Genomic DNA, 13,270 nt, shown 5'->3' with positions numbered 1-13,270 from the left:
CGGTCAATTGCTTGGCGATGGGGCTAGGGCTTAGCCCTTGGCGAACTCAGGATAGGCTTCCATCCCCAGTTCGGACATGTCCAGACCGGTGATCTCGGCTTCTTCGCTGACGCGGATGCCACCGGCAGCTTTCAGGATCAGCCAGACAACGAAGCTGACGACGAAGACGAAGAGGCCAACCGCAGCAAAGCCGATGATCTGTGTGACGAAGGATGTGCCCTCGGTATAGACCGGCACAACCAGCGTGCCCCAGAAGCCAGCGATCAGGTGAACCGGGATCGCGCCGACCACGTCATCGATCTTGAACTTGTCGAGCATGGGCACGGTGAAGACCACGATGACACCACCCACGGCACCGATCCAAAGTGCGCCGAACAATGTCGGGTCAAGCGGCCCGGCAGTGATCGAGACGAGGCCCGCCAGCGCGCCGTTCAGCACCATGGTCAGGTCGACCTTTTTGTACATCACCTGTGTCAGGATCAGCGCAGCGACAGCACCGGCGGCAGCGGCCATATTGGTGTTGGCAAAGATCTGCGCCACGGCGTCGACATCTTCGATGGTGCCCATGGCAAGCTGCGACGCACCGTTGAAGCCGAACCAGCCCATCCACAGGATGAATGTGCCCAAAGTGGCGAGGGCAAGGTTGGAGCCCGGCATCGGCACTACGCGGCCATCCTTGCCGTATTTGCCCAAACGCGGCCCCAGTACGATGGCCCCGGCGAGGGCGGCAAAGCCACCTGCGGCGTGCACGAGGGTCGACCCGGCAAAGTCGCTAAAGCCCATGGCGGAAAGGAAACCGCCGCCCCACTGCCAAGATGCTTCGATCGGGTAGATGAAGCCGGTCAGCACGACCACGAAGATCAGGAAGGGCCAGAGTTTGATCCGCTCGGCCAGCGCGCCGGACACGATGGAGGCGGTGGTGGCGCAGAACATCAACTGAAAGAAGAAGTCGGAAGCGTTGGAATAGCCGCCTGCGTCAATCTCGGATTTGATGTCTTTGGTGGCGAAGGTGCCAAAGACGCCTTCCATGATCCAATTGCCGTCACCGGGGTACATGATGTTATAGCCCACCAGCCAATACATGACCGCCGCAATGGCAAAGAGGCCCATGTTCTTGGTCAACTGTGTTGTGACGTTCTTGGAGCGGACAAGTCCGGCTTCCAGCATGGCGAAACCCGCCGCCATCCAAAAGACGAGGAAACCGCCGATCAGGAAAAGCAGGGTGTTGAAGATGAAGGTCGTATCCGCCAGCGTCGCGTATTCCGCGTCCTGTGCCAGCGCCAGCCCGGGCAGGGCTGTGACCGCCGCTGCGAGGGGAAGTATTAAGGTGGGTTTCATATGGTCGTTTCCTGTCTGCGGGTCCGAATGCGTGCTTACCGAAGCGGGCGGCTGCCCGTGCAGCATGAGAAAACCGGATATCGGACGCTCTTGGACAGGTTTGCTTGCCATATTTGCGCCATTGCTTGGCAGTGCTGCCTAAAAAGCGGGCGCAAGCTGGATTCTGCCTATAAATTAATCAGACATTTGACGCCGATTGGACCTTGCAGCGCTAAACAAACCGCTGCAGTCAGGCTAAAGTGGCGAAAAATAGGGCCGAGCAGGCGATTTTATGACTGACAAGAACAAGCGCAAACGCCCTTTGGTCGCCGACAGGCGGTATCCGGGCAAGGCCAAACCCAAGCCCAAGACCTCTGCGCGGGCCAAACCGACCACGCGCAAGGCAGCACCGGCCCGCCGCAAGGCGGCGCGCAGCAAACGCCCCCGGCGCGGGGGGATCATTGGTTTCTTTGCGGGCTTGGCCCGGTGGATTTGGCGTTTGATCTGGACGATCACATGGCGCGTGAGCCTTGTGGCCTTCCTCGTTCTCGCCCTGGCTGTCGGCTATATCTATACCACCATTCCGCCGCTCGAAGCGCTGGTGGATGGCCGCGCGCGCGGCTCTGTCACCATGCTCGACCGGGAGGGAGAGGTCTTTGCCTGGCGCGGCGACCAGTTTGGCGGCGTGGTCTCGGCAGACTCGGTGTCCAAACATCTGCGAAACGCGGTCATCGCCACCGAAGACAAGCGATTCTACAAGCATCTCGGGGTCAGCCCGCGGGGTATCGCCTCGGCGGTGCGGATCAACCTAAGCGAGGGGCGTGGCCCGCTTTCAGGCCATGGCGGGTCGACCATCACCCAGCAGACGGCCAAACTGCTTTGTCTGGGCGAGCCCTATGACCCCAGCAGCGGCTTGACGGAAAAGGAATATGAAGCGGAATGCCGTCGTTCTTCCTTGGGCCGCAAAGCCAAAGAAGCGCTTTTTGCCGTCGCGATGGAGCTGAAATACACCAAGAGCGACATCCTTTCGATCTATCTGAACCGTGCCTACATGGGCGGCGGTGCCTTTGGCGCAGAGGCCGCGGCGCAGCGATTCTTCGGCAAGCCCGCCGCGGCGCTTTCGCCATCTGAGGGCGCGATGCTGGCCGGTCTTTTGACCGCGCCCACAACCCTATCGCCCACTAACAATCTGGATCGGTCGCAAAGCCGTGCCGCCACGGTGATCCGCCTGATGGAAGATCAGGGCTATCTGAACGCAGCCGAGGCCGATGAGGCCATCGCCAACCCCGCGCAACTGTCCGAGGCGGCAGAGGCCGAGGCGGGCGGGTATTTCGCCGATTGGGTCATGTCCTCGGGGCCAGAGTTCTTTACCCGCAACACCACCGAAGATGTCATCATCAAAACCACCCTCGACCAGCGCATTCAGCGCGCGGCAGAGGAGGGGCTGAAATGGGTTTTCGAAAACAAGGTGCGCGACACCTCCAAAGCACAGGCGGCCATCGTGGTGATGTCTTCTGATGGGGCGGTGCGGGCGCTGGTGGGCGGGCGCAAGACGAAGGTCGCGGGTGCCTTCAACCGTGCCACGCAGGCGATGCGCCAGACCGGTTCGGCGTTCAAACCCTTCATCTATGCCGCGGCGCTTGATCTGGGCTATTCGCCCGAAGACATCATCGTGGACGAAGAAATTTGTCTCGATATCCCCGGCTCGGGCCGGTGGTGCCCCAAAAACTACACCAAAAATTTCAAAGGGCCGGTCTCCCTGACAGACGCGCTGAAAGACTCGTTGAATATCCCGGCGGTCAAAGTCTCGGAAAAGGTAGGCCGCGAGAAGGTGAGTGCGGTCGCCACGCAGTTCGGCATCAAAAGCGATCTGGCCGCAGGCCCCGCGCTGGCGCTTGGCGCATCGGAAAGCACCCTGCTCGAGATGACGGGCGCCTATGCGGGCATCCTGAACGGCGGCTCTTCGGTGACCCCCTACGGGCTGGTCGATCTGCGCCTCTTGGGCGAGACGGAGCCGCTGATGGGCACCGGCGGCGGTATCAACGAACGGGTCATCCAAGAAGATGCCGCGCGCCAGTTGGTCTATATGATGGAGAAGGTGATCTCGGAGGGGACCGGCCAGCGCGCCCAGTTTGGCGACCGTCAGCTGGCGGGCAAGACCGGCACGACCTCGGCCAACAAAGACGCTTGGTTTGTCGGCTTTTCGGCGGATTATGTGGCCGGGGTCTGGATGGGCTATGATGACAACACGCCGCTCACCGGGGTCACAGGCGGTGGCCTGCCCGCAGAGATTTGGCGCGAAACCATGAGCCGCGTGCATGAAGGGCTGCCCCTCAAGGAGTTGCCGATGCAGGCGCCCGCCCCGCCCAGCAACCTGAGCGAAGCGCAGCCCGAACCGCAGCCACAGCCGCAGCAACCGCAGGGCGGGGGCAATCAGGGGGGTGGCGGCGCGGACAACGTGATTGACCGCGTTCTGCGTGACATCTTTGGCGGCGGCAGCAGCGGCAGTGGCGCCAGCGCGCCTGCACCCGGTTTCCTCGACCGCTAAGGCGGTCGGGGCTGCGGCCCGAGAAAAAAATGGCACTAGGTTATCAAAATCATTATCAATTCCCCGTAAGCGGGAAGCGCGCCGGGTTTTGTGTGGGCAGCTTCGAAAGGGATTGATGCAAAGCGATGTGGTGAACAGGGGGCTGTCTGAACTGCGTCGCGTGCGCGGGCGCAGCCGCGGGCTTTATTGGGCTGTGGCCCTGTTCAGCCTATTCGCCAATATGCTCATGCTCACCGGCCCGCTCTATATGTTGCAGGTCTATGACCGGGTGCTCGGCTCCGGATCCGAAGAGACGCTGATCGCCCTCTCGGTTCTTGTGGTCTTTCTCTATGCGGTGATGGGGCTCTTGGATTACACGCGCGGCCGGATCATGGCGCGGGTGGGCGCGCGGTTTCAATCCGATCTCGACCGGCGTGTGTTCGACGCCGTGGTGCGCAAATCCGCTGTGGCGCCGGATGTGAAGACCAACGCGGGCCTTGCCGACCTTGAAGCCGTGCAACGGCTGATGACATCGCCGGTTCTGATCGCCGCCTTCGATGCACCTTGGACGCCGATCTTTTTCGCGGCGATCTTTCTGTTCCACCCGATGCTGGGGTGGCTGGCGGTGAGCGGCGCGGCGGTGCTGGTGGTGATCACCATTGCCAACCAGTTGCTGTCGCGCGAAAGCCAAGCGCGTGCAAACCTCTCGGGGCAGACTGCAAATGCAATGTCGGACCAGATCAGGGTCGAGGCTGAGATGGTGCAAGCGATGGGGATGCGTGACGCGGCATTCTCGCGCTGGCAACAGGCCCGTGGTCAGGCGTTGGAACAGCAGGTCAAATCGACCGACGTGGGCGGCACGTTCACCGCGATGACCAGGACGCTGCGGTTGTTTCTGCAGTCCGCCATGCTGGGGCTCGGCGCGTGGTTGGTCTTGAAAAACCAGATGACTCCGGGCGCGATGATCGCAGGCTCGATCCTGCTGGGCCGGGCGCTGGCGCCGGTCGAACTGGCATTGAACCAATGGCCGGTGGTGCAGCGGGGGCGGTCCGGTTGGGCCAATCTGGCGCAGCTTCTCGGCGCCGTGGGTGAAGAGCCCCCGCGCACCGCGCTGCCGCAGCCCAAAGCGCGGCTGGTCGCCAAGGCGCTGACCGTGGTGGCACCGGGCGAGAAACAGGCGGCGCTCAAGTCGATCAATTTTACCGTCGAGCCGGGACAGGCGGTGGGCGTGATCGGCCCGTCGGGGGCGGGGAAGTCGACATTGGCGCGCACGCTCACCGGGGTCTGGCCGCCTGCGGGCGGGTCGATCCGGCTGGATGGGGCCGCGCTTGAGCATTACGGGAGCGAAACCTTGGGGCGGCATATCGGATACCTGCCGCAGCGCGTCCAATTGTTCGATGGCACCATCGCCGAGAATATCGCCCGGCTGTCCCCCGACCCCGACGATGCCAAAGTGATCAAGGCCGCTAAATTGGCGGCGGCGCATGAGATGATCCTCGAGTTCCCCCAAGGCTATGACACGCCCATTCGCGCGGGGCAGGTGCGGCTTTCGGGGGGACAGATGCAGCGCATCGGATTGGCGCGGGCGCTGTATGATGACCCGGTGATCGTGGTGCTGGATGAGCCGAATTCGAACCTCGACAATACCGGTTCCCAGGCGTTGAACCACGCGATCCGGCAGATGAAGGCCAGCGGGCGGTCGGTGTTGATCATGGCACATCGCCCCGCGGCCATTCAGGAATGTGACACACTGCTGGTTCTCGGTAACGGCATCCGCAAAGCCTTTGGTCCCAAGGATGGAGGTGCTTGCCGGAATGGTGCAAAATCACCGCGAGATTCAGCAAGCCCCCCCGCGGTCGGGGGGCGTGGTATGAGCGATCACGGCGACAAACGCTGGTCGGCAACCCGGCCCCTGATCCTTGGGTTCTTCGGGCTGATCTTGCTGTTCGGCGGCTTTGGGACTTGGGCCGTGACCAGCCAAATCGCCGGGGCGGTGGTGGCTTCGGGCCGGATCGAAGTCGACCGCAACCGGCAGATCGTCCAGCATGAAACCGGTGGTGTAGTGGCCGAAATCCTTGTTGATGAGGGCGACAGTGTCGCCGCCGGGGACGCTTTGCTGCGTCTGGATGCAGAGCAGCTGACCTCGCAATTGGCCATCGTCGAGGGCCAGCTTTATGAGCTTATGGCCCGCCGCAGCCGTCTGGAAGCGCAGCGCGATGAAGTCGAGGCGGTTTCCTTTGACGACGAGTTGCGAACCGCCGCCTCCGAAAATCCCGACGTGCAGGAACTGGTCGACGGCCAGCGCAACCTGTTTGACGCGCGCCGCGTTAGTGTGGCCCAAGAGCTTGAGCAACTGGGCAAACGCCGGGCGCAGATCAACGCGCAAATCCGCGGGGTCGATGCGCAAGAGGCCGCGCTTTCGCGCCAGCTGGAATTGATCGAAGAGGAGTTGGGCAATCAGCAGTCGCTGCTGGATCGTGGCCTGACGCAGGCCTCCGCCGTCTTGACCCTGATGCGCGAACAGGCCCGCCTGCGCGGCCAGATCGGAGAGTTGTCGGCACAAAAGGCGCAATCACAAGAGCGGGTGACAGAGATTGACATTGAGCGGCTCAAGCTGCGCTCCGCCGGGCGGGAGGAGGCGATCACCCAGTTGCGCGACCTGCGCTACCGCGAGTTGGAGATGGCCGAACAGCGCCGCGCGCTCAGGGCTGAGATTAACCGGCTTGATATCCGCGCGCCGGTGTCGGGGGTGATCTATGGGATGCAGATCCAAACCCCGCGATCGGTCGTGCGCGCGGCGGAGCCGTTGATGTACCTCGTCCCCCAAGATCGCCCGCTGATCATCGCCGCGCGGGTCCAGACCATCCACATCGATCAGGTCGCCGTCGGCCAAGAGGTCAATCTGCGTCTTTCGGCATTGAACCAGCGCACCACGCCGGAACTGGTGGGCAAGGTCTTGCAGGTCTCTGCCGATTCCATTGACGACGACGCGACCGGGCAAACCTATTACCGGGCCGAGATCGCGCTTAACCCCGGCGAGATTGAAAAGCTGGAAGAGGGCACGATCCTGCTGCCCGGCATGCCGGTTGAGGCGTTTATCCGCACCGGCGAACGCTCTCCCATGGCCTATCTTCTGAAACCGATGGCCGACTATTTTGCGCGCGCTTTCCGCGAAAGTTGACGCGCCGCGCCGGGCGGGCGGCAAAGGGGCTTTTCCTCGGGGCGGAGGGCGGTTAGCGTCCGCTCGAACCCGCAATCAAAGGAAGCCTGTCATGTCCCTGACCGCTCGTCTCGCCGATCTCGGCATCACCCTGCCCGACGCGCCCGCACCGGCCGCGAACTATGTGCCCTTCGTGGTCACCGGCAATACCGTCTATGTGTCGGGCCAAATCTCTAACGGGCCGGATGGGTTGATCACCGGGCGTTTGGGCGACGGTATGGATGTCGACGCCGGGGCCGCCGCCGCGCGCAGCTGTGCACTGAGCCTTTTGGCGCAGGTCCGCGCGGCCTGCGGAGGCGATCTGGACCGTCTCAAACGGGTTGTGAAACTGACGGGCTTCGTGAACTCCACCGCCGATTTCACCGACCAGCCCAAGGTCATCAACGGGGCCTCTGACTTCATGGTCGAGGCTTTGGGCGAGGCGGGCCATCACGCCCGCTCGGCGGTCTCTGCCGCATCGCTGCCACTGGGTGTCGCCGTCGAAATCGAAGGCATTTTCGAAATCGAATGACCCTTCCCGCCGCCTTTCTGGACATTCCGCTGGCGCATCGCGCGCTGCATGACCTCTCTGCCGGGCGGCCCGAGAACAGCCGCGCCGCAGTGCGGGCGGCTGTCGATGCGGGTGTCGGGATCGAGATTGATCTGCAACTCAGCGCCGATAACAAGGCGATGGTGTTCCATGACTATGCCTTGGAGCGGCTGACACCAGAGCGCGGCGCGGTCCGGCTGCGTGAGGCCAGCGCCCTTGCGGCCATCCCGCTAAAGGGCGGCGACGAGGGGATTCCAACGCTTGAGGAAATCCTCGACCTCATCGCCGGGCGCGTGCCGCTTTTGGTGGAGTTCAAGGATCAAGACGGCGCCATGGGGCCGGACGTGGGCCCGCTTGAGACCGCCGCCGCCGAACTGCTTGGCCGATACCGGGGCGATTTGGCGGTCATGTCGTTCAATCCGCATTCGGTGCGCGCACTTGCCCGTCTTTTGCCCGACGTGCCGCGCGGTCTGACCACCAGCGCCTACCGCCCCGATGAATGGCCGCTGCCCGCAGCCACCTGCGACCGGCTGCGCGGCATACCCGACTATGCCGACACCGGCTCTTGTTTCATCAGCCATGAGGCCGACGACCTGAACCGCCCGCGTGTGGCGGAACTGAAGGCCGAAGGGGCGGCGGTGCTCTGTTGGACGATCCGCAGCCAAGCTGAGGAAGACATCGCGCGTCAGGTGGCGCAGAACGTGACCTTTGAGGGGTATCTGCCGCGCCCGCGCTCTTGATCTGCGAGGCCGAGGCCACACATAGGACGCAAGGCAGGCAAGGCTCAGATGAACGCGCAGGAAATCGAGATTACCGTGGTGCCAGAACTGGCACAGATCGGCCAAAAGGACTGGGACGCCTGCGCCTGTCCCGAGGCCGCGGGCGGGGGCCGTCCGCGTGACCCGTTCACGACCTATCGTTTCCTGTCGGCGCTAGAGCAGAGCGGATCGGTCGGCCCCGGCACGGGCTGGCAGCCGCAGTATCTGGCCGCGAGGATCGCGGGCCAAGTGATCGCTGTGGCGCCGATGTATGCCAAATCGCACAGCCAAGGCGAATATATCTTCGACCACAATTGGGCCCATGCCTATGAGCGCGCGGGTGGGCGCTATTACCCCAAACTGCAGATCGCCGTGCCCCACACCCCCGCCACCGGGCGGCGCTTTTTGGTGCGGCCCGAGTTTGAAGAGGCGGGCACCGCAGCACTGGTTCAAGGCGCGGTGCAGCTGACCGATAACAACGCGCTGTCTTCTCTGCATGTCACCTTTTGCACCGAGCAGGAGGCCACCCGGGCCGAAGCACTGGGCCTCATGAGCCGCAAAAGCCAGCAGTTTCACTGGCATAACCGCAACTATGCGGATTTCGACGGTTTCCTCGCCAGCCTGTCTTCGCGCAAGCGCAAGAACATCCGCAAGGAACGCGCGCAGGCGCAGGATTTTGGCGGCACGATCCACACCTTCACTGGTGACCAGATCGCGCCCGAGCATTGGGATGCCTTTTGGCAGTTCTACCAAGACACCGGCGCGCGGAAATGGGGTTCGCCCTACCTCACGCGGGAATTCTTTGACCACGCGCAAGAAAACCTGCGCGACGATATCGCGCTGGTGCTGGCCGAACGTGACGGGCGTTGGGTTGCCGGGGCGCTGAACTTCATCGGGGCAGAGACGCTCTTTGGCCGCTACTGGGGCCGCACCGAGCATCACCCCTTTTTGCATTTTGAACTGTGCTATTATCGCGCGATGGATTTCGCCATCGCCCATGGGCTTACCCGTGTCGAGGCGGGCGCGCAGGGCGAGCATAAGCTCGCGCGGGGCTATCTGCCGTCGGCAACATGGTCTCTGCATTGGATGCGCGACCCCGGCTTCGCCTCGGCGGTGGGGGAATACCTGCAAGCAGAACGCGATGCCGTGGACGAGGAGATCAGCGTGCTGACCGACTACGGCCCTTTTAAAAAGACGACGATTGAGGAACAAGAATGACCGAGAGACTGAGCATCGAGACCCGCAAGACGCTGCTCCAGCCGCTGTTCAACACCGGCTGGGAAATGGTCGAAAGCCGGGATGCGATCCACAAAACGTTCAAGTTCAAGGATTTCGCCGACGCCTTTGGCTGGATGACAAGGGTGGCTATTTGGGCGGAAAAGTGGAATCACCATCCCGAATGGAGCAATGTTTACAACCGTGTGGAGGTGACGTTGATCACCCATGACGTGGATGGGCTAAGCTCGCTTGATGCGAAACTGGCGCGCAAGATGGATGGTCTCTTTGGGGCCGGGAAAGACTGACGGAGAGACTGAATGCAAGATTTGTTTGAAACCGAACTGTGGCAGGGAAAGACGATTGCCGATCTGCTGACACTGGAGTTCCTTGCCAGCGCGGCAGGCTCGGTGATCGGCGCGATTGTCATTTTGCTGCTGGGGTGGATCATCTCCAGTTGGCTGCAGCACCGGGTCGAGAACCTTGGCAAGCGGCACAAGCACCTTGATGAGATGCTGTTTGAGTTTCTGGCCTCCATCGTGCGCTATGTGGTGTTGGGCTTTACGGTTTTGTTTGTGCTTAACACTTTCGGGGTCAAGACGACCTCGGTCGTGGCGGTTATCGGTGCGGCGGGTCTGGCCATCGGTCTGGCCCTGCAGGGCACCCTGTCGAACGTGGCCGCCGGGGTCATGCTCATCCTCTTTCGCCCGATTAAAATCGGGGATTTCGTTGTGATCGCGGGCGAGATGGGCACGGTCAAACAGATCAACCTGAACTATACGGTGCTGGCCGACCTCAGCAATGTGCAGGTCATCGTGCCGAACTCTGAGGTTTGGGGCAATGTCATCACCAATTATTCGGTCAACCCAACCCGCCGTGCGGAATGGACCTTTGGCGTGGGCTATGGCGCGAACCTCAAGACCGCCGAAGAGATCATTCGCAGCACGATCATGGCGGATGCGCGCGCCCACACGGACCCCGAGCCCTTCATTCAGGTGAACAATCTCAACGACAGTTCGGTCGATTTCCTTGTGCGGGTCTGGTGCAGCGCGGGGGATTATTTTGCCTTCAAGGCCGATATGACCCGCAAGGTCAAAGAAGCGCTGGATGAGGGCGGGGTGGATATTCCGTTCCCTACACGCACCATCGTGCAGGCTGCAGAATAGGCCTTCGCGCCTGCGGCCCTTCGCGGGGCACCCTTATCAGTAAAACGCCCGGCCAATCTGGCCGGGCGTTCGCATTTTACATATTGTCCAGCAGTGCTTCGCCGCCGGAAATCTCGCAGGTGCCGGAGCTTTCCTCGGGCTGCCACAGTGTCACCTTGCCGTCTTCGACGAGCATCGCATAGCGTTTGGACCGGCCGACCAGCCCGGCACCTTCGGCGTCGAACTCCATGCCGATGGCGCGGGTAAATTCGCTGCTGGCGTCGGCCAGCATGGTGATCCCGGCCTCACTCGCGCCGGTCGCTTCGCCCCAAGCTTTCATCACGAAAGGGTCGTTGCAGGAGACGCAGATCACCTCATCCACGCCTTTGGCGTCGAACTGATCCTTGGTGCGCACGAAGCTCGGCACATGGGCAGAGTGGCAAGTGGGCGTGAAGGCACCCGGCACGGCAAAGATCACCACTTTGCGGCCCTTGAGCTTGTCGGCCATCTGTACCGGCTCGGGCCCATCCGCGCCCATCTGAACCAGTTTCGCGTCCGGCAGCGTCGAACCTTGAGAAATCGTCATGGGATAGCCTCTCCTGTCATTGCGGTTGTCTTGGGGCCAGATATAGGCTTTGACCGCGGCTGAAACCAGATCAATCGGGGGGTGGCAAATGCAGCATGTGGTGGTGATCGGAGCCGGGCAGGCGGGGGCCTCTTGCGTGGCCAAATTGCGCAATGGCGGGTTTGAGGGCAAGATCACCCTGATCGGGGCTGAGCCTTGCCCGCCCTACCAACGGCCACCGCTGTCCAAAGGGTACCTGCTGGGCGATATGACACTGGAGCGGCTGTTTCTGCGGCCCGAGGCTTTCTATGCCGACCAAGGGATCGCGCTCAAGACCGATTGCCGCGTTACCGCGATTGACCCCGAAGCGCGTGTTCTGAGCACGACCGAGGGCGAGGTCGCCTATGACGAGCTGGTGCTCGCTACCGGCTCCCTCCCGCGTCGGCTGCCGGCGGCGATTGGCGGCGATCTGGAGGGCGTCTTTACCGTGCGCGATCTGGCGGATGTGGATGCCATGGCGCCGCGTTTCGTGAAGGGCGCGAAGGTTCTGATCGTCGGCGGTGGCTACATCGGGCTGGAAGCCGCGGCCGTCGCGGCCAAGCTGGGGCTTGAGGTCACGCTGGTGGAAATGGCCGACCGCATCCTGCAGCGCGTCGCAGCGCCCGAGACCAGTGACTATTTCCGCGCCCTGCATGAAGGCCACGGCGTGACCCTGCGCGAAGGCGTGGGGCTTGAGCGGCTGTTGGGCGAAGGCCACGTCACCGGCGCACGGCTAAGCGATAGGACAGAGATTGCCGCCGATTTCGTTATCACCGGCGTGGGCATCGAGCCCGACATCGCGCTGGTCAAAGCAGCAGGGATCGAGATCGACAACGGCATCAAGGTCGACGCGCAGGGCCGCACGACTGTGCCGGGCATCTGGGCGGCGGGGGATTGCACCTCTTTCCCCTATCGCGGCGGGCGTATCCGGTTGGAAAGCGTGCCCAATGCCATCGATCAGGCCGAGGTGGTCGCTGAAAATATCCTCGGCGCGGGCAAGGACTACATCGCCAAGCCGTGGTTCTGGTCGGACCAATATGACGTGAAACTGCAAATCGCTGGGCTAAACACAGGCTATGACCGCGTGGTCAGCCGCCTTGGCGAAGGCAGCGCGTCGTTCTGGTACTACCGTGGCGAAACGTTGCTGGCCGTCGATGCCGCGAACGATCCGCGCGGCTATATGGTGGGCAAGCGGTTGATCGAAGCGGGAAAATCGCCAGACCCGGCTTTGGTCGCGGACCCTCAGACGAACCTAAAGGCATTGCTGAAACCATGAGGATCATCGCCGGGAAATACCGTGGTCGCCCGCTTGCCGCGCTCGGCAAGGGCGACGCCGGGGCGCATTTACGACCGACCTCCGATCGGGTGCGGGAGAGCCTTTTTTCGATGCTGACCCATCACGATGTGATCGAGGGCGCGCGGGTGTTGGACCTGTTCGCAGGCACCGGCGCGCTTGGGTTCGAGGCCCTGTCGCGCGGTGCCGTGTCTGTCTGCTTCGTTGAGAATGGCCGGACAGGCCAGCAGTTGATCGGGGAGAACATGCGCAAACTGGAAGCAGAGGCGGAAACGCGGCTGCTGCGCAATGACGCGACGCGGCTGGGGTCCTGCGCGCAGGACCCTTTCGATCTGGTCTTCCTTGACCCGCCCTACGGCAAATCCATGGGGCAAAAGGCGCTTATTTCGGCTGCCGAAGGCGGCTGGCTTGCACCCGGCGCGATGATCGTTTGGGAGGAAAGCGCGCCCATGCATGCACCCGAGGGATTCGCGCGTATCGACAAGCGCAAATACGGCGATACCCATGTGACGCTGCTGCAAAGGGCTGTAAGCTAACGGCTTTTTGCCGCGCGCTCGCCCCTCTCAGGTTGATCCTTGTCATTTCCGACAAAATAAGTCACCTATTGTCCGAAGGCCCGGTGCGCCCTGCGTCGTGCCCAAGGTGATTTTCAAGGAAGGAC

The 13,270-nt window shown here is 62.5% G+C and carries 11 protein-coding genes and 1 pseudogene; 10 read left to right on the top strand and 2 right to left on the bottom strand.

Annotated elements, in window-relative coordinates; translation table 11 throughout:
* Positions 1-30 precede the first annotated feature (30 nt).
* Positions 31-1,338: an ammonium transporter AmtB gene (amt, locus tag J3456_RS10340; RefSeq protein ID WP_349580181.1), complete on the bottom strand. Its 1,308-nt coding sequence runs from the start codon at positions 1,336-1,338 to the stop codon at positions 31-33.
* A 271-nt stretch (positions 1,339-1,609) separates the two neighbouring features.
* Between amt and J3456_RS10335 the strand changes: the two genes are divergently transcribed.
* The 8 genes and pseudogenes from J3456_RS10335 to J3456_RS10300 all read left to right on the top strand — a co-directional run bounded on the left by J3456_RS10335 (position 1,610) and on the right by J3456_RS10300 (position 10,732).
* The gene (locus tag J3456_RS10335; RefSeq protein WP_349580180.1) at positions 1,610-3,865 is read left to right on the top strand and encodes a transglycosylase domain-containing protein; all 2,256 of its coding nucleotides are present in this window, start codon (positions 1,610-1,612) and stop codon (positions 3,863-3,865) included.
* 115 nt (positions 3,866-3,980) lie between these two features.
* A pseudogene (locus tag J3456_RS10330) lies at positions 3,981-5,718 on the top strand (type I secretion system permease/ATPase).
* The gene (locus J3456_RS10325) at positions 5,715-7,025 is read left to right on the top strand and encodes an HlyD family type I secretion periplasmic adaptor subunit (protein WP_349580179.1); all 1,311 of its coding nucleotides are present in this window, start codon (positions 5,715-5,717) and stop codon (positions 7,023-7,025) included. Before J3456_RS10330 ends, J3456_RS10325 begins: the two are co-directional and overlap by 4 nt.
* A gap of 91 nt (positions 7,026-7,116) precedes the next feature.
* The gene (locus J3456_RS10320) at positions 7,117-7,575 is read left to right on the top strand and encodes a RidA family protein (RefSeq protein ID WP_349580178.1); all 459 of its coding nucleotides are present in this window, start codon (positions 7,117-7,119) and stop codon (positions 7,573-7,575) included.
* The gene (locus J3456_RS10315) at positions 7,572-8,333 is read left to right on the top strand and encodes a glycerophosphodiester phosphodiesterase family protein (RefSeq protein WP_349580177.1); all 762 of its coding nucleotides are present in this window, start codon (positions 7,572-7,574) and stop codon (positions 8,331-8,333) included. Before J3456_RS10320 ends, J3456_RS10315 begins: the two co-directional genes overlap by 4 nt.
* Before the next feature lie 48 nt (positions 8,334-8,381).
* Positions 8,382-9,569 (top strand): GNAT family N-acetyltransferase, encoded by a 1,188-nt coding sequence (locus tag J3456_RS10310; protein WP_349580176.1) that lies wholly within the window; start codon positions 8,382-8,384, stop codon positions 9,567-9,569.
* Positions 9,566-9,874 carry a 4a-hydroxytetrahydrobiopterin dehydratase gene (locus tag J3456_RS10305; protein WP_067628953.1) on the top strand — a complete coding sequence of 103 codons (309 nt, stop codon included), beginning with the start codon at positions 9,566-9,568 and terminating at the stop codon, positions 9,872-9,874. The genes J3456_RS10310 and J3456_RS10305 overlap by 4 nt, the downstream gene beginning before the upstream one ends.
* 12 nt (positions 9,875-9,886) lie before the next feature.
* Complete coding sequence (locus J3456_RS10300) at positions 9,887-10,732, top strand: mechanosensitive ion channel family protein (protein WP_349580175.1); 846 nt, start codon at positions 9,887-9,889, stop codon at positions 10,730-10,732.
* A gap of 76 nt (positions 10,733-10,808) precedes the next feature.
* Here J3456_RS10300 and J3456_RS10295 read toward each other — a convergent pair whose 3' ends face one another.
* Entirely contained in the window at positions 10,809-11,297 is a 489-nt protein-coding gene (locus J3456_RS10295) for a peroxiredoxin (RefSeq protein WP_349580174.1), read from the bottom strand.
* Positions 11,298-11,385: 88 nt separating this feature from the next.
* On the opposite strand from J3456_RS10295, the gene J3456_RS10290 reads away from it, so the two are divergent.
* On the top strand, positions 11,386-12,591 hold the full coding sequence (locus J3456_RS10290; RefSeq protein WP_349580173.1) for an NAD(P)/FAD-dependent oxidoreductase: 1,206 nt from the start codon (positions 11,386-11,388) through the stop codon (positions 12,589-12,591).
* Positions 12,588-13,145: a 16S rRNA (guanine(966)-N(2))-methyltransferase RsmD gene (rsmD, locus tag J3456_RS10285; RefSeq protein ID WP_349580172.1), complete on the top strand. Its 558-nt coding sequence runs from the start codon at positions 12,588-12,590 to the stop codon at positions 13,143-13,145. Before J3456_RS10290 ends, rsmD begins: the two co-directional genes overlap by 4 nt.
* The last annotated feature ends 125 nt before the right edge of the window (positions 13,146-13,270 follow it).

Source organism: Sulfitobacter sp. NFXS29, assembly GCF_040148765.1.
Taxonomy (GTDB): Bacteria; Pseudomonadota; Alphaproteobacteria; order Rhodobacterales; family Rhodobacteraceae; genus Sulfitobacter.
The sequence above is the reverse complement of the archived record's forward strand: the minus strand, read 5'-3'. Positions and strand labels throughout refer to the sequence as shown.